Here is a 19,952-nt window from a genome sequence, read left to right on the forward strand (position 1 = left end):
GCTGATTCAAGCCTCGCATAAGCGAGGCTTTTCATGGCGGCTTTGGTGAAGCGGTTAACACACTGGATTGTGGCTCCAGCATGCATGGGTTCGATCCCCATAAGTCGCCCCATGTAGGGGTATAGCTCAACTGGTAGAGCAACGGTCTCCAAAACCGTAGGTTGTGAGTTCAAGTCTTACTGCCCCTGCCATCGGAAGATGAGCCTCTTTTTCTTCGGAAAAGGAGGTTTTTTGTATCTGATTATGATATTATATGGAGGGGGATAGGCATGGCTGATCAAGAGAATGGCTCGACTGTTCGCGAAATGTCGGCAGAAGAACGAAACAGTTATGGCGGTGTCACGATCGATGCGCATACGAATTCGTCAGATGCTCGAAGACACACGCAAGGGCATCAATTCCATCGATATACATGTGGTAGAAGCGGCTTCCATTTGAGTTTTGGGCCGCTCCTTTCCGTTCGCTATAACGTTTGGATGAAGCTCGCTTTTTATATTGGTGCGGTGGCGATTGTCGCATTCCTGTTCGTCGTTGTCCTTCCAGCTGTTATCGTGCTGCTTGGCGTCGGCGTTGCAATTTATCTCGTATTGCAATGGCTCCGATGAACAATAGCAAAGTCCTCGATCGCTTTTTTCCTGTCCCAAAGGACGCGAAATATCATCGAAAAAATCAAAAAATATTAAGGTGTATCGCAAAAAGCGCAGGAAATCGCTTTCCTGCGCTTTTATGTCTATCTTTTGGGAAACGCTGCATTTTTTAAGAGAGGAGATTTTCCTATCATAGACGTGGATATCAGAACTTCAGTTTCGCAAAACGTGCAACGGCGCGTTCGGTATTTTCGCGGCTGCCAAAAGAGGTAAGGCGGAAATACCCTTCACCGCATGGTCCGAAGCCTGCGCCCGGCGTACCGACGATGTTGGCCTCATGCAAAAGTTTATCGAAGAAGTCCCACGAACTCATGCCGTGCGGCGTCTTGAGCCAAATGTACGGCGCATTGATTCCGCCGTAGGCCTTTATGTTGACGTTCTGTAGCCCTTCGCGAATGATGCGCGCATTTTCCATGTAATATGCGATCAACTCTTTGACCTGCCTTTTGCCCTCTTCGGTATAGATGGCTGCTGCTGCACGCTGCACGACATAAGCCGTGCCGTTAAATTTTGTCGTATGACGACGATTCCAAAGCTTGTTGAATTCGACGCGGCTCCCATCTTTCGTACGTCCCATGACGCTCTTTGGAACGATTGTGTAGCCGCAGCGCGTACCCGTAAATCCCGCTGTCTTTGAGAATGAACGGAATTCGATTGCGACGTCCTTTGCCCCATGGATCTCGTAGATGGAGCGGGGGATGTTTTTCTCCGTGATATACGCTGCATATGCTGCGTCAAAGAGAATGACGGAATCGTTCTTTTTTGCGTAGTTTACCCATTTCGTAAGCTCTTCACGTGAAAGCGTTGTGCCGGTCGGATTGTTCGGACAGCAGAGGTAGATGATATCGACCTTTTCTTTTGGAAGATCCGGTGCAAAGCTGTTTTCTGCCGTGCAGGGCAGGTAGGTAATGCCTTCGAAGTGACCGTCTTCCTTGATGTCGCCCGTACGGCCTGCCATAACGTTTGTATCGAGGTAGACGGGGTAGACGGGGTCGGTGATCGCGACGCGGTTGTCCGTGCCGAAGATTTCCTGAATGTTGCCTGAGTCGCTCTTTGAGCCATCACTGACGAAAATTTCATCAGAGGCGATTGAAATGCCGCGATCCGTGTAATTGTTCTTGATGATGGCTTCTGTCAGGAAGGAATAGCCTTGCTCCGGACCATAGCCGCGAAATGTCTCTGCCTTGCCCATCTCGTCGACGGCCTTGTGCATGGCTTCGATACAGACGGCAGGAAGGGGCTGTGTTACATCGCCGATGCCGAGGCGAATGATGTCGGCACTGGGATTGGCTTCCTTGTATGCCGCGACGCGGCGTGCGATCTCGGCGAACAGATAGCTTCCCTGCAGCTTCATATAATTTTCGTTGATTGTTGCCATACGATGATCCTCCTACAACCATTATCAATATAACATTTTAGCATATTATAGCATATTGCTATACGATTTCCTATAAGGCGGACAAGTATATTTTCGTGGTTGAAAAATCATACGCATTTCGATAGAATGATACTTGTGCATTGGGCCCAAAAGGCATGCCGAAGGATGGTGCATATTGCATAGATGCGTTTGGGAGCATGCTCGAGTGGCTTTGAGCCGTTTGGAAGGAGCAGAGGAGAAAGAATGTCTTTTATCGAAATGGAACATTTATCTCATGCCTACCATGCGGGAGACGAGACCGAGCGAATGGCGCTTTCGGATGTCTCGCTTGCGATTGAGAAGGGGGAGTTCGTCGCTGTGCTCGGCGCAAATGGTTCGGGCAAATCGACGCTTGCAAAGCACATCAATGCGATATTGCTGCCGACTGCGGGAAACTGCCGCGTTGCGGGGTTCGATACGAGCGAGGCGGGAAGTGTTTGGGAGATCCGGCGTGAAGTCGGCATGGTCTTTCAGAACCCAGACAACCAGCTCATCGCTGCCATTGTCGAGGACGATGTCGCATTTGGTCCGGAGAATATCGGCATGGCGCCAGAGCGCATACGCGAGAACGTAAGGTGTGCACTCGCTGCCGTTGGCATGGAGCATTTTCGCTCGTTTGCGCCGCATCTTCTTTCCGGCGGACAGAAGCAGCGCGTTGCGATAGCGGGCGCACTGGCGATGCAGCCGAAGTGCCTTGTGCTCGACGAGCCGACGGCGATGCTCGACCCAAAGGGGCGTGAGGAAGTCATGATGGTGTTGAAAAGGCTTCATGCGGAAGGTATGACCGTCGTGCTCATCACGCACTTCATGGAGGAGGCGAGCGAGGCGCAGCGCGTCATCATCATGGCGGACGGTCGTATCGCTGCCATCGGAACGCCGCGCGAGGTGCTGACGGATCATGCCGCCATGCAGAAATGGGGGCTGGAGACGCCACTCGCAGCTTGCCTTGCGGCAGGGCTTTTGAAGGACGGCGTCAAGCTCCCGCGCGATATCCTGACCGATGATGATTTGATTTGTGCTTTGACGGGGGAAGAGCCTTGTCCATCGAAATAAAACACATATCTTACACGTACATGCCAAAGACGCCGTTTGAGCGACAGGCGCTGAAAGAGGTCACGGCAACGATTGAGGAAGGCACGTTTACGGCGATTGCCGGTCATACGGGCTCGGGCAAATCGACGCTCCTTCAGCACTTAAACGGTCTTTTGCATCCGACGGAAGGACATGTTGTCGTTGACGGCGTCGATCTGCTGCCGCAGAAAAAGAGTGAGAAGAAGGCGGCAAGAGCTGCGCGCATGAAGGTCGGCATGGTATTCCAGTACCCCGAGCAGCAGCTTTTCGAGGAGACGGTCGAGGCGGATATCGCCTTTGGCCCCAAAAATCTTGAGCTTTCGGGAGAGGACGTCGCTTCGCGTGTGCGCGAGTCGATGGAACTCGTCCATTTGGATTACGAACGATTCCATGCGCGTTCACCGTTTGTCCTGTCGGGCGGGCAGATGCGTCGCGTCGCGATCGCGGGCATCCTCGCCCTGCGTCCCAAGTACCTTGTTCTCGACGAGCCGACGGCGGGGCTTGACCCACGCGGTCGGAAGGAAATTCTTTCGATGGTCACAGCACTTCATCGCAGGAAAAAGACGACGGTCATTTTCGTCTCGCACAATATGGACGACATCGCACGGCTTGCGAGACATCTTCTTGTCTTCAATAAGGGAATGCTTGTCGCGGACGGCACACCTCAGGCTGTGTTTGGACAGACGGATGTCCTGCGCGAAGCGGGGCTTCGGCAGCCGCATGTCATGACGCTCCTAAGGCACCTGCGCGAAGCAGGACTTCCTTTGGAACGGACAGATGTTCTGACGGCTGAGGAAGCGGAACAGGCAATATGCGCAGCACTCAAAAAAATGAGAGGGGAGAAAAGCTGATGCTATCGGATATCACAATCGGACAGTATTATCCCGGAAGGTCAGTTCTGCACCGCCTCGACCCGCGGACGAAAATCGTCCTCCTGCTCTTCTTCCTCTTTGCTGTATTCGCGTTCAGCAGTGCGCCTGCCTATGCCATCCTATCGGCATTGACGCTCGCGCTCATGCTTGCGTCTGGTGTGCCGATGCGCATGATGGTTCGCTCCCTGCGCCCCATCATGTGGATCATTTTCTTCACGTTCCTGATCCACTTGCTCTCTACGCCGGGCGAGGCACTCGCCAAGATTTGGGCGTTTACGGTGACGCGCGAGGGGATCGAGCAGGGCTTTTTCATTTCCCTGCGCCTCGTTCTTTTGATCTTCCTATCATCGCTGCTCACGTTCACGACGAGCCCGCTTGCGCTCACGGATGCGCTTGAACGGCTGCTTGCGCCGTTTCGGTGCGTCGGTGTGCCTGCGCACGAGCTCGCGATGATGATGACGATCGCGCTGCGATTCGTGCCGACGCTCATACAGGAGACCGATCGTATCATGAAGGCGCAGCAGTCGCGCGGCGCGGACTTTACCGAAGGCAGCATTTTGAAGCGGTTGCGCGCGCTCATTCCGATTCTCGTCCCGCTCTTTCTCTCCGCGTTTCGCCGTGCCGATGATCTCGCAATGGCGATGGAGGCGCGCTGCTACCATGGCGGTGAAGGACGGACTCAGATGAAGGCACTGCATTTCGCTACGCTCGACTACGTATCGTGGGGCGTTGCGGCGGCACTCTACGGTCTCTTTTTCTCACTTCGATAAGGATGTTTCCATGAAGCGCGAACACAAGGAAGAAATGAGGGCGCGTGCGCGCAACATCGCGCTCGAAATTGCTTACGACGGCACGGCGTATTGTGGCTTTCAGCGGCAGAGACCGCCGATTTATGCCGTGCAGAACGTCTTGGAGGAAATGCTCGGCCGCGTCTTCGGCGATACGATTGAGCTTGCCGCCGCGGGGCGTACGGACACAGGTGTGCACGCCCTCGGGCAGGTCGTAAACTTTTTTACGGATGGCAGGATCCCGACGGAGCGTATTGCGCGCGCCGTCAACAGCCTCCTGCCATCGGATATTGCCGTTCGCCGTGCGGCGGAGGTCGGGCGTGACTTTTCGGCGCGTCACAGCGCGCGAAGCAAGTCGTATATCTATCGCATTCAGCAGGGGGAAACGCCGAACCCGCTCACGGCGCGCTATGCGTATTACGAGCGTCGTACGCTCGATATCGAGGCGATGCAGGCGGCGCTCGGCGTGATTCTCGGCAGGCACGACTTTTCGTCGTTCCGCGCGAGCGGCGGTGCGTCGATGAGCCCCGTCCGCACGATGTTTGAAGCGCGGATCGAAAAGAAGGTGGACGCCATCATCGAATGCCGCATCCACGGCGACGGATTCCTTTACCACATGGTGCGCAACATCGTGGGCACGCTCTTGCATGTCGGGCTTGGAAATATTACGCCTGAGGACTTTGCCACGATCCTTGCAGCGAAGTCGAGAAGCCGTGCGAGCGCGACGGCTCCTGCCTGTGGGCTGTGCCTGGAGAGGGTTTGGTATGATCGAGAAATTTGGCAGGCAGTGTAAGTAAGAATTGTTACTTGCGCCGCCTGCCTGTTTGCGTTAGAATGATACAGAAGCTTTTATGTGGCTTGGTTTCTTTCTTATATTACGGTAACACTAGGTGGTGTATGATAATGGATGCAGCACTCAATGTAGGGATTGACGTAGGGTCGACGACAATCAAGCTCGTCGTGCTCGACCATGAGAAGCAGATTATTTGTAAGAACTACGCGCGCCATTTCTCCGAAATCGGCAATGCCCTTCAAGAGAATCTGACGCGACTGAAGCGCATCGTAGGCGAAAAGAAATTTTCGTTCGCGCTGACGGGGTCGGCGGGCATGGGCATTGCCCAGCGCATCGGACTTCCCTTCGTGCAGGAGGTCATTGCCTGCGCGACTGCGGTCAAGGAGCTCATCCCGCAGACGGACACCGTCGTCGAGCTCGGCGGCGAGGACGCGAAGATCACGTACTTCGGTGCAGCACCTGAGCAGCGCATGAACGGCGTCTGTGCGGGCGGAACGGGATCGTTCATCGATCATATGGCATCCTTGCTCTCGACGGATGCGTTGGGGCTGAATGCGCTCGCAGAAAAGGGCAAGCAGATTTACTCGATCGCGTCGCGCTGCGGTGTCTTCGCCAAGACGGACGTGCAGGCGCTCATGAACGACGGCGCGGAGAAGGCGGACATTGCGCTCTCCATCTTTCAGGCCGTCGTCAACCAGACCATCGGAAATCTCGCACAGGGACGTCCGATCGGTGGACACGTCGCACTCCTCGGCGGCCCGCTGCATTTCCTGCCGGCACTCAAGCAGCGCTTTATCGAAACGCTGAAGCTTGACGAGGCGCACGTCGTCGATGTCGATTATGGGAACTACTTCGTTGCGATGGGCGCAGCACTTTCGGACGAGTCGAAAATCATCAATACGACGGAGCTCGAGTCGTGCATCGAACGCGCCAAAACAGCTGCGGCAAGCGAGACGCGCAAGGCGGACTTCACGCTCTTTGCGGATGAGGCGGACTACGAGGTGTTCAAAGCGCGACACGACCGCGACAAGGTAAAGCGCGGTGAACTTAAACGCTATGAAGGTCCGGTCTACATCGGCATTGACGCAGGGTCGACGACGACAAAAATCGCGGCGATCGGCAAGGACAAGGAGATCCTTTATACCTCGTACGGCAGCAATCAGGGCTCGCCGCTCGCAACAGTCGTATCGGAGATGAAGTCGCTTTACTCGGAAATGCCGCCTAAGGCGCATATCGCGGGCACGATGACGACGGGCTATGGCGAGGCGATCGTCAAGGCGGCGCTTCATGCCGATGGGGGCGAAGTCGAGACGTTTGCCCATCTGCGTGCGGCGCAGGAATTCTGTCCCGATGTCTCGTTCGTCCTCGATATTGGCGGGCAGGACATGAAGTGTTTTTTTGTCAAGGAAGGCACAATTGGCAATATCACGCTCAATGAAGCGTGCTCGGCAGGCTGTGGCTCGTTCATCCAAAACTTCGCCGAAGGCCTTTCGATGACGCCGGCAGAGTTCGCCGCAAAAGCGATCGAGTCAAAAGCGCCCGTCGACCTCGGAACGCGCTGCACGGTCTTCATGAACTCGAAGGTCAAGCAGGCGCAGAAGGAGGGAGCGGAGGTAGCCGACATCTCGGCAGGCATCGCGTTCTCCGTCATCAAGAATGCGCTTTTCAAGGTCATGCAGCTTAAGGATGTGCGCGAGCTCGGTGACCATATCGTCGTGCAGGGCGGCACGTTTTACAATGACGCCGTGCTCCGCTGCATGGAAAAACTCTTAGACCGCGATGTCATCCGTCCCGATATCGCGGGACTCATGGGAGCTTACGGCGCGGCGATTCTCGCGCTCGAGGCGGGGACGGAGCACTCCGCGCTGCTTTCCGCCGAGGCGCTCGATACGTTTAAGACGCAGACGACGTCGTATCGCTGCGGCCACTGCGGCAACAAGTGCCTCATCACGATGCAGAAGTTCCCCGACGGCGGCAAGTACTTCACGGGCAACCGCTGCGAGCGCGGCGTCGGCGGCGTGAAGCACGAGGCGGATGTGCCAAATCTCTACGCGTACAAGTATGATCGCCTCTTCCGCTACTACCGTCCGCTTGAGCATCCGACGCGCGGGCGTATCGGCATACCGCGCACGCTCAATATGTATGAAGACTATCCATTTTGGTTCACGTTCTTCACGTTCCTTGGCTATGAAGTCGTGCTTTCGGGCAAGTCGAGCGCGAAGATGTACTACAAGGGCATGGCGACCGTTCCGTCGGATTCGCTCTGCTATCCAGCAAAGCTCGTGCATGGGCATATCATGGATCTCGTCGAAAGAGGCGTCAAGAAGATCTTCTATCCGTGCGAGCCGTACAACATGCAGGATGAGGAACATCCTTCGGCGAATCATTTCAACTGTCCGATTGTCGCGTCCTATGCGGAGAATATCCGTGGCAATATGGATATCCTGCGTGAGAAGAACATCGACTTCATGCAGCCGTTCCTTCCGATTCACGACGAGAAGCGTCTCGTCACGCGCCTCTACGAGGAAATCGGAGCACGGGAGGATCTCACGAAGCAGGAGATCAAGGCAGCCGTCGAGGCAAGCTACAAGGAAATCGAGAGGTATCGCCAAGACGTGCGCGACTACGGCGCGAAAATTTTGGAACGCATTGCCAGGACGGGCGAGCAGGCGATCATGCTCGTCGGGCGCCCGTATCATATCGACCCCGAAATCAACCATGGCGTGCCGGAGATGATTCAGTCGTACAGCCTTCCGATTCTCTCGGAAGACGCTGTCTATCATATCCCGGTGAAAAGCAGCAAGCTTGAAGTCGTCAACCAGTGGAGCTATCATGCACGCCTTTACCATGCGGCACAGTTCGTCGCTGAACACCCGAACATCACGCTCATACAGTTCAGCTCGTTCGGCTGTGGCTTAGACGCGCTGACGACGGGGCAGGTCAAAGACATCCTCGAGGCGCACAATCGCATCTATACGATGATCAAGCTCGACGAAGTCTCAAATCTCGGTGCGGCGCGTATCCGCCTGCGCTCGCTGATGGCGGCACTCGCGCGCAGGACGCCGATGCCGTATCAAGAGGTAAGGCCCATCGAGCGTCCTCACTTCACCGAAGACTGCAAGAAGACGCATACGGTTCTCGCGCCGCAGATGGCACCGATCCACTTCGAGCTTCTGCACGCGGCGCTGACGAAGTACGGCTACGACATGGTCATCCCGCCGATGCCCGGCAAGAAAGCAATCGACCTCGGCCTGCGCTACGTCAACAACGATATGTGCTATCCGGCGATCGTCGTCATCGGTCAGCTCATTGCCGCGCTGAAGTCGGGCAAGTACGACCCCGACCACACGAGCATCATGCTCTTTCAGACGTGCGGCGCGTGCCGTGCGACGAACTACATGAGCGTGCTTCGTCAGGCACTGCGCTATGCGGGCTTCCCGCAAGTGCCCGTGTTCGCCTGCCGCGGATTGCCGGAGGAGACGGATTCCTTCACGCTTGACCGCCCGATGCTCGTTGACGCAATCAAGGCAGCGATATACGGGGATCTCCTCATGAACGTCCGCAATCGCATGATGCCGTACGAGATTACGAAAGGCCAGACGGAGGCACTCTACAAGAAGTGGATGGCACGCTGCAAGAAAGAGATCGCACAGGGCAGCTTCCTGAAGTTCCGCCGTCAGGTCAAGGAAATCGTCCGTGACTTCGACAATCTGCCCATTGACGAGCACCTTTGGAAGCCGAAAGTCGGCATCGTCGGCGAAATTCTCGTCAAGTATCATCCAGTGGCGAACAACCACATCGAAAGGGTCTTGATGCAGGAGGGTGCGGAAGTCGTCATGCCGGATTTCGTCGACTTCTTCCTCTACTCTGCCTATGACTCGATCGCGAAGCACAAGCTGCTCGCAGGCAAGTACAAGGATCAGCTCTTCGGCAAAATGTTCATCAAGATCCTTGAGTTTTTCCGCCATCCGATGCGCAAGGCACTCAAAGCGAGCAAGCACTTCATGCCGCCGCATACCATCGAGCATACGGCGAGTCTCGCTGCCCGCCACGTCAGTCTCGGCAACATGGCGGGCGAGGGGTGGTTCCTCACGGGCGAGATGGTCAAGCTCCTTGAGAGCGGCGTACCGAATGTCGTCTGCCTGCAGCCTTTCGGCTGCCTGCCGAACCACATCACGGGCAAAGGCGTCATGCACGATCTCCGCACAAGCTACGAAGGAGCGAACATCACGGCAATTGACTGCGATGCAGGTTCTTCAGAGGTCAACCAGCTCAATCGTCTGAAGCTCATGCTCGCCGTTGCAAAAGAGCGCGGTCCGAAGCAGGATCCGAATCCGGAGCAGGCCGCAAGCCGCTCGTGATGCAGGAAAAAAGGCTGTGAAAGAACAGCTCCCATACAGGATAGAAGCGGGGTGCGGACTGGAAAGAGTCGGTGACCCGCTTTTTATGGTATAATACCTTTATTATACCATAGGATTGCAGGAGGCTTTTCCATGACACAAGACACCTTTCACGAACTCGTCCGCCTCGTAATGGACTCATCCGCCCACCCGCCCGAGACACTCTTCGCCGGCGGCATGGACAATTGGCATGCGCGCGCACGCCTTGCCCACTTTCTTGCCATGCAGGGCATCGACAAGCAGGCAGAAGCACTCGAACTCTTCAAAAGTGTCGTCGAAGCGGACGTCGACGAAGAGAGCGCCGAAGACGTAGAGGAAAAAACGTATGCACTTCAACGCTTGAGTTCGCTCGAACGTGAACAAGAAAGGGACGAAGAGGCACTTCGCCATATCAACCTTGCAATCGAACTGGCTGAGTCGACCGACTTCCTCTACAAGTACATCCTGCGCGGCGAGCTGTGGGCAGATCGCTGGAACCTCCTGTACCACATGGGAAGAACTGCGGATGCCGAGGCGGAGGCAGACGAGCGCATCGAAGTCTACAAGGATATTCCTGCACTGCACAACAGCTATCTTTACTACGGATATCGTTTCAAGGCACAGCTCGCCGCCTCGCACGGCGATACGTTCATTGCGAAGGACTACATGCACATGGCGATCCACGCAATGGATGTACCGCACGAAAACGAAGCCGCCATCAAAACAGCCTTTGCCGCTGCGCACGACAATGCCTCCTGGATTCTGGCCGCCATCGACAAGGCGACGCCAAATCCTGACAGACTGCATTGGGATATCTAAGATGCGCGCAGCGATCCAGACAGGACGCGTTTTTGAGCCTAGGGCATGTGCCGGATGGGCAATCGGGAGGACGCTGCATGACAAGAACGCGGGCGAGCCGATGTATGCGATGAAGGAATCCTTGTTATTGTGGGGCTTGCGCATATTTTTTGCAGGCTGTTACAATATTTATGGGCGAAGGGGCATTTTTACCACGAAAGCGGGGCAAGGGAAATTTTGGGACAGGTCAGAAGGATGGTGCTTCGGATTTGGGCACGCTGCACGCAGACGGTTGAACATGCGGCGTTTTGGCTCATCGCGCTTTACGTGCTGAACTTTATCTCGATTGCGTGGCTCAATCTGCACCAATACGGCGCAGCACAGATGCCCGTACTCGTGACAGACGCCGTTTTCCTGTTCGGCGCAACATTGCTCTACGTGATCCTGCTCGGCTTCGTGCCGATTCGGCGCGTGCGCCGTGCGCTCTTTTTCGGCTCGTTTTGCATCTCGGCGCTGCTCGCCGTATTGGAACTCTTTGCCATTGGGCAGTATGAGACGCTTATCGGCGCAGGCATCATCACGGCGATGCTTCAAACGAATCCGAATGAGGCAAAGGAGTTCCTTTCGATGTATGCCTCCGGGCGCGGGCTTCTTTTCAGTCTCCTGTCCATCGTCCTCATCGCCTTTTGCTACCGCCGCTTTTCCGCTGCGCGACGGATGCCTTTTTCGCGCCATTTGCGCACGCGCCTTTTCATGGTCGTGCTTGTGCTCGGTGCTCTGTCGGGCATCCTGCTATGGCAGACGTTTCATTCGTTCATTGTGAATGATTCGCTCGACATACCTGCCGTGCGCGTTGCGCGGTCAGCGGATACGGCCGTGCGCAATATCGAAGCGTTTGAAAAGCTCAAGGGAGAGACAGCACGCGAAGTCACGCTGACGGCGAACGCGAGTGATACGCCCTATGTCATCTTTATCTTAGGAGAGTCGACGAACCGCGCGCGCATGCATCTTTACGGTTATCCGCTTGAAAATACGCCGGGACTCGATGCGATGGAAAAAAGCGGGGAAATCGCCATCTGCCGCGATGTGATAAGTCCCGAGACGGCGACGGTCGCCGTGCTCCAAAAGCTCTTTACGTTTGCCGATGCGGAGTCAGACCGCGAATGGTATACGTATAACAATCTCATCGACGTCATGCGCGTGGCGGGCTACAAGACATTTTGGCTCTCGAATCAGGAGAGCTCTGGAATTTGGGGGAATGTCGCGCAGCTATTTGCCGAGCGCAGTGACTATCGGCGCTTTACGCGCCTGCGTGACTCCCATGAGGATATGGGAGAGCATGATGAGGCTCTCTTTCCGCTCGTCGACGAGGCGCTTGCACAGAGCACAGAGAAAAATTTCTTCGTCATCCATCTCATGGGCGGACACGGGCTCTACTACATGCGTTTCCCGTATCTCTTTACGAAGTTTACGGCGGCTGATGTGCCGCCGCCGCAGGACACGCTTTCCGAGGAGAAGCGAACAGAGATCGCGCAGTACGAAAACGCGCTCTTTTACAACGATTTCATTGTCACGAGTCTCATCGGCAAGTTCGCGGAAAAGGATGCGCTCATCGTCTACCTGCCTGACCATGGCGAAGCCGTCTACGACAACGGCGTATTCTCTGGGCATGTTGAGGAGCATCCGACGAAGGAGACGCTCGAAGTTCCGCTGATCTTTTGGGCATCTCCCGCCTATCGCGCGCATCATCCTGAGAAATGGGCGGCAATCGAAGCGGCGAAAGACCGTCCCTATATGACGGATGATTTCATCCATACGCTCCTCGATTTGCTCGGCATTCAGACGGAGGAGTACGATCCTGCCAAAAGTATCGTGAACCCTGCTTTTGATGCGAAAAGGCATCGCGTCGTGAAGGGGCATGATTACGATATGGAGTTTAAGGGAATGACTACAGGGATAAAGTAGGGAGGGGTCTGCTATGAAACTGGCGATTCTCGGCACGGGCATGATCGTGCACGACGCACTCAAGGCGCTCGCGTTCGTGCCGGAAATCGAGCGCACCGCAATATGGGCACGGTCTCACAGCAAAGAGAGCGCGGAGGCGCTTGCAAGAGAATACGGCATTGCACACGTCTATACGGATTACGAAGCGCTTCTTCGCGAGACGGAGGCAGACTTCGTCTACATCGGTCTCGTCAATACGGCGCACTTCCTTTACGCGAAGCGGGCACTCGAGGCGGGCAAGCACGTCATCGTCGAAAAGCCATTCACTGTGACGGGCAAGGAAGCGCGCATCTTGCGGGATTTGGCGGAGGAAAGGCGGCTCTTTCTCATCGAAGCGGTGACGACGCTCCATCTTCCGAACTTCCATGTCATTGAGCGTTTTTTGCCGCAGATCGGCAGGATTCGCTCCGTACAGGCCAATTTTTCGCAGTATTCGAGTCGTTACGATTCCTATCGCACGGGCGATGTCAAGCCTGCATTTGACCCCGATTGTTTCGGCGGTGCCTTAAACGACCTCGGCAGCTACAATCTCAACTTCATCGTCCGACTTTTTGGCGTGCCGGAAAAGGCAGTTTACGCGCCGAACCTTGGCTTCAATGGCGTCGATACGTCGGGAGCCGCTCTGCTCGTCTATGAAGACTTCGTCGCGACGGCCGTGAATGCGAAAGACTCGGAAAGTCCGAGCGCAATTTTGATTCAGGGCGAGAAGGGATGGATTCGCGCTGACGGCACGCCAAACGCAATCAAATCCGTGACAGTCTGCATCGATAAAAAGACGCAGACGATAAATGAAAACGCATACGAGCACCGTATGGTACATGAGTTCAAGGCGTTTTGGGAAGCGTATGAAGCGGACGATTACGGCTTCGTGCGTCGCGGGCTCGTGCAGTCCGTCGCCGTCATGGGACTCTTGGACACGTTGCATGCATATGCCGCTTCGGGTTCTTTTGACAAGCCATGTCACTTCAAGGAGAACATTATGAACATCAAGAAAAACTTTCAAAAGTTGCCGCTCGGAATTCCGCTCGCTGCATCGACGGCAGGAACGATACTCACGCTCTTCCTCGACGGCAGCAAGCGGTTGCACGTTCTTTGCGGTACGGCACTCGCCGTGCTCTCAGCAGCACATGGCGCACAGCATTTGCTGAAGATCAAATGCGATGCAAAGAAGCTCTTGTGCAGAGGCTGTTCCGCACGGGAAGGAGCACGTATCTCGCTCGATGCGTTTTGCAAGTCGCTTACGGTTCGCAGTGCGATCGCAGGGCGCGTGCGCGTGGGAAGTCCTATGCTCATCGGAAACGAACCGCTCGCAGCGCAGATTGAAGCGTATGCAAAGACATTCCAAGGCGTAGATGACGCGGTGGCCAATACGGCGACGGGCAGCCTGCTCATCACTTACGAGCCGGAGGAACTGCGCGGCGTGCCGGGGCTTGCCAAACTCGAAGCACAAGTTTTGCGGAAGAACGCAAGATAGGCTGTGAGGAGTGTCGTCCGGTTTACGCTTTATGTGGACGGTGTGCTTTTATTTATTTTACAACTTCCTCTTTTGGGTAGAAAATGTGAGAAATGATTGTCTATAACCATAGGCTATGATAGAATGGATTTGTTGAGCAAAAGACGCTGCATGAGAATCGACGGCGAAAGAATGAATGAAATGTATGGGGGACGAAATGGAATTTCGGCAACTGGAGTATTTTTGCATGATCAGTGAGCTGGAGAATTTCACGCGTACGGCGGAGGTGCTCCATGTCTCGCAGCCGTCGGTCACGAAGGCGATCAAGGCACTCGAAGCGGAATTGGGGCTTATGCTCATTGACCGCAGCCAAAAGCATGTCGAGCTTACGGAGGAGGGCAGGGCGTTTCTCGTTCATGCAAAGCGCATCATGCGTGACGCAGATGAAGCGAAACGCGACATGATGCGTTTTCGGCACGACTGCAGTGGAACGGTGCGTTTCGGGATCCCGCCGATGGTGGAGGCGTATCTTTTTCCCGATCTCTTTGTGAAGTTTCGCGCGGCATTTCCAGACATCCATCTCGATGTGCAGGAGTTCGGCGATTCGGACGAGGTGCGCCAGCGCGCTGACATCGGAGAACTCGATTTCGGCATCGTGCTCGGAAATCCCGCTGAGCAATGGGAACACAGCATGGCAATCATGCACGACACGATGCGTCTCTGTCTCGCTCCCAACCATCCGCTTGCGGGACAGGATGAAATCCGCTTTTCTGATCTGAAAGAGGAAAAGTTTATCCTTCAGCAGCCGCGCACGTATCAGTACCGTGAGACCTTCTCTCGCTGCACGGAGCAGGGATTTACGCCGGAAATTGTGCTGAGCACGTCGCAGACGAAGACGATCAAACAGCTCGTCGTGAGTGCGATGGGCATTTCCGTTCTTCCGGACTTTGTCGTGCACGCTGATCGCAGCATGGTACGCAAAAAGCTCGTGCCGCCGATGGAGCTTGCGGTTTTCCTCTACTGGAACGGACATAAGCGGAGCAGCGCCGTCGATGACCGATTCATGCACTTCATTCAGGACTACACGTCGTCGCCGGAGTACAAGCAGCATTTTAGGCAGGTGTAAGCGTGCAGCTAAAGCGTTTGGAAGCATACGGCTTCAAATCCTTTGCGGATAAGATATCCATCGAGTTCGACAAGGGCATCACGGCAATCGTCGGACCAAACGGAAGCGGAAAGAGCAATATCACGGATGCGATTCGCTGGGTGCTCGGCGAGCAGAACGTGCGCAATCTGCGCGGTACGAAGGCGGAGGATATCATCTTTACGGGGTCGGCAGAGCGCAGGGCGCTTGGACTCGCTGAGGTTTCGCTCATCTTTGCAAACGAGGGGGATCTTCCCGTTGATTTCCGTGAAGTTGTCGTGACGCGTCGCCTCTATCGAAGCGGCGAGAGCGAGTTTTACATCAACCGTTCACGCTGTCGCTTGAAGGATATATACAATCTCTTCGCCGATACGGGCATCGGCCACGACGGCATGAGCATCATCGGGCAGAACCGCATCGATGACATCCTGAACAGCCGTCCTGAAGAGCGCCGCGCATTCTTTGAGGAGACGGCAGGCATTACGAAGTACCGCAATCGAAAGCGCGAGACGGTGCGCAAGATCACGGATACGGACAGCAATCTCGTGCGCGTGCGCGACATTATCCACGAGATAGAAAACCAGCTTGAGCCTCTTGCGCGCCATGCCGAAAGAACGCGCAGCTACAATGCACTGAATGAATCGTACAAAGCCTGCAAGCTTACGAAGCTTGCAGGCGACTTTGCGTGCGAGAGCGCACGCAAGGCGGAAAACGATGTGAAGCTCGAAAAGGCACGCGACGAGGAAGTCGAGGCGAGCGCACAGATCCGTGTGGCAGAGGCTGAAAAGGAAATGCTAGACCAAGGGATCCTGACCATCGAAGCTGCGATGCAGGAGAAGGCACAGGAGAACGAAGCACAGCGTCAAAAGATCGAACAGGCAGAGCGTGAGATGGCGGCGCTGCGCGAGCGTCAAAGACAAAGCGAGGCGGCACACAAGCGCATTCTCGCGCGGCGCGCTGAGCTTTCAAGCGAGATCGCGGCAATTGTCGCGGAGATCGGCAAGCTCACCGCACTTGAGCAGGATCAGAAAGAGCACCTGCAAAAGAGCGAGGCGGCGCTGCGGGAAGAAAAAGAAGAAGCGAGCAAGGTTGCCGCACGCGTGAGATTGTGTAGGGACGAGGCGCGGACGGCGCGTGAAAAGCGAGCCGAAAAGCAGCAGGAGTTTGCGCAGAAGCAGCAGGAACTTGCTGTCCTCGATCGCGACATCGAAAAGGAAGAAGAGGGAAAGGATAACCGTGCGCAGGAGATACGAGCGGCAAAGGAAAGCCTTGCACAGTACGAGAAACGAAAGGAAAAACTCGCGCATGAGAAGGAAGCGCAGGAGAACGAGCGCAGCGCTGCGCGGCGGGAACAGGCGGCCACCGAGAAGAAGGAACAGGAGATGCGCCGTGCACTCCGCGATCTTGACGCACACATCATGGCACTTCGTCAAAAGCAGACGGCAGCAGAGAGCAAGGTGCAGGTGCTCGCGCGCATGCAGCAGGCCTACGAGGGATTTGGCAAAGCGACGAAGGCTGTCTTGAAGAGTCATGAGAGCTGGCGTGGCGGGATTGCGGGTGCGATTGCGGAACTCATTGACGTGCCGAAAGACTGCGTGACGGCAATCGAGACCGCGCTCGGCGGCAGCCTGCAGAATATCGTGACGCAGGATACGGATACGGCGAAGGCGGCAATCGCATTTCTAAAGCGTGAGCGTCTCGGACGCGTGACGTTTTTGCCGCTCTCGACACTCGTCACGCGCCGTCCGCCAGACGAGGCGGTAAGAGGCGCAGCAGGCGTTATTGGCTGGGCAAATGCGATCGTCAAGACGGAGGCTGCGTATCAAAGGGCGATCGACTTCCTGCTCGCGCGGACGCTTGTGGTCGACACATTGGATCATGCGCTCGGCCTCGCTAGGCGGCACGGGCAGCGCCTGCGCATCGTCACGCTCGGCGGCGAACTGCTGAATCCGGGCGGTTCGCTATCGGGCGGCAGCAGGGGACATGCAGAGACAAGCTTTCTGAATCGAGGCGGGGAAATCGAGTTGCTTCGCACCTCCTTGCAGGAATGGCATACGGAGCGTGCGACGCTTGCGGCGGCAAAGAAACAGTTGATCGAGGATGCGACAAAGGTTGAAACAGCGCGTCATACAGCAGAAGAGGCTGTCCGTGCAGCAGGCCTTGCATGTGCGGAGATGCGCGTCAACCTCGAACGCCTCAATGAAAATTTCTCGGAACAGCAGGGGAAGGTCAAAGCACTTGAAGAGGCGGCGGCGCGTGCAAGCGAAAGCTTTGCAAAGGTGCAGAATCGGCGCGTCTTTCTCGTGCGCGCCGTGCGTGCGGCGGAGCAGGAAGTGAACGCGTTCACGCGAGCCGAAGAGGCGGCGCGCGAACGGCTCGCCGATGCGGAAGAAGAAGCCAATACGTTCGCGGCTTCGATACAGGAACATGAACTGAGCCGTGCTGTCCTCGAACAGGAAGCCATGCGAAGCCGCGAGCACATCCTCCTGCGGCAGCGCGACAAGAAGCGAAGTGAGCGGGCACTCATTGAAAACGAGCAGGAAGAAAGGGATCTCGCAGAGCTTGCTGGGCGTAGTACGGAGCGGCTTGCGTCTCTTTCGCACGATGCAAAAGCATGGCAGGAAGTCTTTCATGCGGGCAAGGCAGCGCGCGATGCACTCTATGCCAAGCGCATGGAAACCATCGAAAAAAGCCAAGCGGCCGACCAAAAGACACGTGCCATCGGACGCAAGCACAGCGAGATACAGGCGCGCATCCATCAACTCGAACTTTCGGGTGCGAAAATGGAGCTTGCACTTTCCGAGTGGCAGGAGACGATTTTAGCGGAATACGGGTTGACGCCGGAGCGCGCGGAAGAAGAGGCGATCGACCTCCCGCCGCAGGAGCTTCACGCGAAGATGAAAGAACTCGAACGACAGATCGCAGCGCTCGGCCCCATTAATCCGAACGCTGTGCAGGAGTATGAGGAGCTGCGGGCACGCCATGCGTTCCTTGACAAGCAGGCGACCGACCTTGAGACAGCGAAAGGCGATCTCGCGCGCATCATCATGGAGATGGATGCCGTCATGACGCGCCAATTCAAGGAAGCCTTTGCGAAAATACAGGAATACTTTGCAGAGATTTTCGCGCGCCTCTTCGGCGGCGGCAAGGCGGAGCTGAAGCTTATAGACGAGACGGATGTCTTAAATACGGGGGTCGACATTCTCGTCGTCCTGCCACAGAAGAAACGGCAGAACCTATCGGCGCTTTCAGGAGGCGAGCGCGCACTCACCGTCATCGCGCTGCTCTTCTCGTTCCTGCGCTACAGGCCATCGCCATTTTCAGTGCTCGATGAGATCGATGCGCCGCTCGACGAAGCGAACGTCGCGCGCTTCGGCAGCTTTCTAAAGGAATTTGCCGAGGGCACGCAGTTCATCGTCGTCACGCACCGCAAGGGGACGATGGAAGCCGTCGACACGATGTACGGCGTGACGCTCGAGGACGCGGGCGCCTCGAAGGTGCTTTCCGTCAAGCTTGATGAAGTGGGACCGGCATCCTAGGATAAGGGGAGATCATGCTATGGGATTTTTTGACAAACTGAAAAAAGGGCTGGATAAGACGCGCGAGAATCTCACGAACAAGATCGAGAAACTCGTCATCGGCTACGCTGACATCGACGAAGATTTCTTGGAGGAACTCGAAGAGGCGCTCATCCTGGCAGACGTCGGAATTCAGACGACAGAAACGCTCATGGAGGCGGTGCGCAAGGGCATTAAGAAAAAGGAGATCAAAAGCCCGGAGGATCTAAAACCGTTCCTTCAAAAAGAAATCACGGCGATTCTCGAAAAGGGAGAGAATACGATGCATACGGCAGAGGCGGGACCGACCGTCCTCCTCGTCATCGGCGTCAACGGCGCGGGAAAGACGACGACGATCGGCAAGCTCGCCGCTTACTACAGGGGACAGGGAAAGAATGTCCTGCTCGCCGCTGCCGATACGTTCCGCGCCGCCGCCATCGATCAGCTTGAGGCGTGGGGACGCCGCACGGGCGTGCCAGTCATCCGCCATGATGAGGGGTCGGATCCCGCTGCCGTCGCATTCGACGCGGTCAAGGCTGCCGTCGCGCGTAAGGTCGACCTTCTCCTTATTGATACGGCAGGCCGCTTGCAGACGAAGTCAAATCTCATGCAGGAGCTTGAGAAGATCAACCGAGTCATCGGCAGGGAAATCAAAGGTGCGCCGCATGAGACGCTGCTCGTCCTCGATGCGACGACGGGGCAGAATGCCATCAGCCAAGCGGAACTTTTCACAAAGGCTGCGCCGATCACGGGCGTCGTTCTCACGAAGCTCGACGGCACAGCAAAGGGCGGCGTCGTCATCGGGATCAAGAGCCAGCTTGCGATTCCTGTCAAGTGGATCGGCGTCGGCGAGAGCGTGGAGGATCTGCGTCCTTTCGTTGCACAAGACTTCGCAAAAGCACTCTTTGCAGGCTGAAGAAGCACATTTTTGTTTGAATAAAAGCATTTCCCTGTGATACAATAGAGCCTGTTAGCTTGCAATCGTAGCCATGCGAGAATTGTTTTGATAGGCAAGGAGGAATCGGCTTG

Annotated in this window: 13 protein-coding genes and 2 tRNA genes; 14 read left to right on the plus strand and 1 reads right to left on the minus strand. The window is 55.9% G+C overall.

All coding sequences use genetic code 11. The features are described from left to right. Positions 1-36: 36 nt before the first annotated feature. The 3 genes from HMPREF1985_RS03335 (at position 37) to HMPREF1985_RS11275 (ending at position 605) form a co-directional block, all read left to right on the plus strand. A tRNA-His gene (locus tag HMPREF1985_RS03335) sits at positions 37-112 on the plus strand. A 3-nt stretch (positions 113-115) separates the two neighbouring features. Then, positions 116-191, plus strand: a tRNA-Trp gene (locus tag HMPREF1985_RS03340). 78 nt (positions 192-269) lie between these two features. After that, entirely contained in the window at positions 270-605 is a 336-nt protein-coding gene (locus tag HMPREF1985_RS11275; protein ID WP_155943513.1) for a hypothetical protein, read from the plus strand. 187 nt (positions 606-792) lie between these two features. Here the strand turns inward: HMPREF1985_RS11275 and HMPREF1985_RS03345 are convergent, their stop codons facing one another. Next, positions 793-2,025 (minus strand): LL-diaminopimelate aminotransferase, encoded by a 1,233-nt coding sequence (locus HMPREF1985_RS03345; protein WP_021771053.1) that lies wholly within the window; start codon positions 2,023-2,025, stop codon positions 793-795. Between the two features lie 243 nt (positions 2,026-2,268). Between HMPREF1985_RS03345 and HMPREF1985_RS03350 the strand changes: the two genes are divergently transcribed. The 11 genes from HMPREF1985_RS03350 (at position 2,269) to ftsY (ending at position 19,839) form a co-directional block, all read left to right on the plus strand. Next, positions 2,269-3,117 (plus strand): energy-coupling factor transporter ATPase, encoded by an 849-nt coding sequence (locus HMPREF1985_RS03350; RefSeq protein ID WP_021771054.1) that lies wholly within the window; start codon positions 2,269-2,271, stop codon positions 3,115-3,117. Beyond that, a complete protein-coding gene (locus HMPREF1985_RS03355) occupies positions 3,102-3,986 on the plus strand; it encodes an energy-coupling factor transporter ATPase (protein ID WP_040636947.1) in 885 nt (294 codons plus the stop codon). Before HMPREF1985_RS03350 ends, HMPREF1985_RS03355 begins: the two co-directional genes overlap by 16 nt. Beyond that, a complete protein-coding gene (locus HMPREF1985_RS03360) occupies positions 3,986-4,777 on the plus strand; it encodes an energy-coupling factor transporter transmembrane component T family protein (protein ID WP_021771056.1) in 792 nt (263 codons plus the stop codon). Before HMPREF1985_RS03355 ends, HMPREF1985_RS03360 begins: the two co-directional genes overlap by 1 nt. A gap of 10 nt (positions 4,778-4,787) precedes the next feature. After that, complete coding sequence (truA, locus tag HMPREF1985_RS03365) at positions 4,788-5,588, plus strand: tRNA pseudouridine(38-40) synthase TruA (RefSeq protein ID WP_021771057.1); 801 nt, start codon at positions 4,788-4,790, stop codon at positions 5,586-5,588. Positions 5,589-5,698: 110 nt separating this feature from the next. After that, positions 5,699-9,949 carry a 2-hydroxyacyl-CoA dehydratase gene (locus tag HMPREF1985_RS03370; RefSeq protein WP_040636949.1) on the plus strand — a complete coding sequence of 1,417 codons (4,251 nt, stop codon included), beginning with the start codon at positions 5,699-5,701 and terminating at the stop codon, positions 9,947-9,949. Between the two features lie 132 nt (positions 9,950-10,081). Continuing rightward, the gene (locus HMPREF1985_RS03375; RefSeq protein WP_021771059.1) at positions 10,082-10,786 is read left to right on the plus strand and encodes a hypothetical protein; all 705 of its coding nucleotides are present in this window, start codon (positions 10,082-10,084) and stop codon (positions 10,784-10,786) included. 216 nt (positions 10,787-11,002) lie between these two features. After that, positions 11,003-12,730 (plus strand): phosphoethanolamine transferase, encoded by a 1,728-nt coding sequence (locus tag HMPREF1985_RS03380; protein ID WP_231385160.1) that lies wholly within the window; start codon positions 11,003-11,005, stop codon positions 12,728-12,730. Positions 12,731-12,743: 13 nt separating this feature from the next. Further along, positions 12,744-14,243, plus strand: coding sequence for a Gfo/Idh/MocA family oxidoreductase (locus HMPREF1985_RS10960; protein ID WP_021771061.1), 1,500 nt, complete (start codon positions 12,744-12,746; stop codon positions 14,241-14,243). 196 nt (positions 14,244-14,439) lie between these two features. Then, a complete protein-coding gene (locus HMPREF1985_RS03390) occupies positions 14,440-15,348 on the plus strand; it encodes a LysR family transcriptional regulator (protein ID WP_040637045.1) in 909 nt (302 codons plus the stop codon). A 2-nt stretch (positions 15,349-15,350) separates the two neighbouring features. Continuing rightward, entirely contained in the window at positions 15,351-18,905 is a 3,555-nt protein-coding gene (smc, locus tag HMPREF1985_RS03395) for a chromosome segregation protein SMC (RefSeq protein ID WP_021771063.1), read from the plus strand. Positions 18,906-18,924: 19 nt separating this feature from the next. After that, complete coding sequence (gene ftsY, locus HMPREF1985_RS03400) at positions 18,925-19,839, plus strand: signal recognition particle-docking protein FtsY (protein ID WP_040636951.1); 915 nt, start codon at positions 18,925-18,927, stop codon at positions 19,837-19,839. Positions 19,840-19,952 lie beyond the last annotated feature (113 nt).

The organism is Mitsuokella sp. oral taxon 131 str. W9106 (genome assembly GCF_000469545.1).
GTDB lineage: Bacteria > Bacillota > Negativicutes > Selenomonadales > Selenomonadaceae > AWVT01.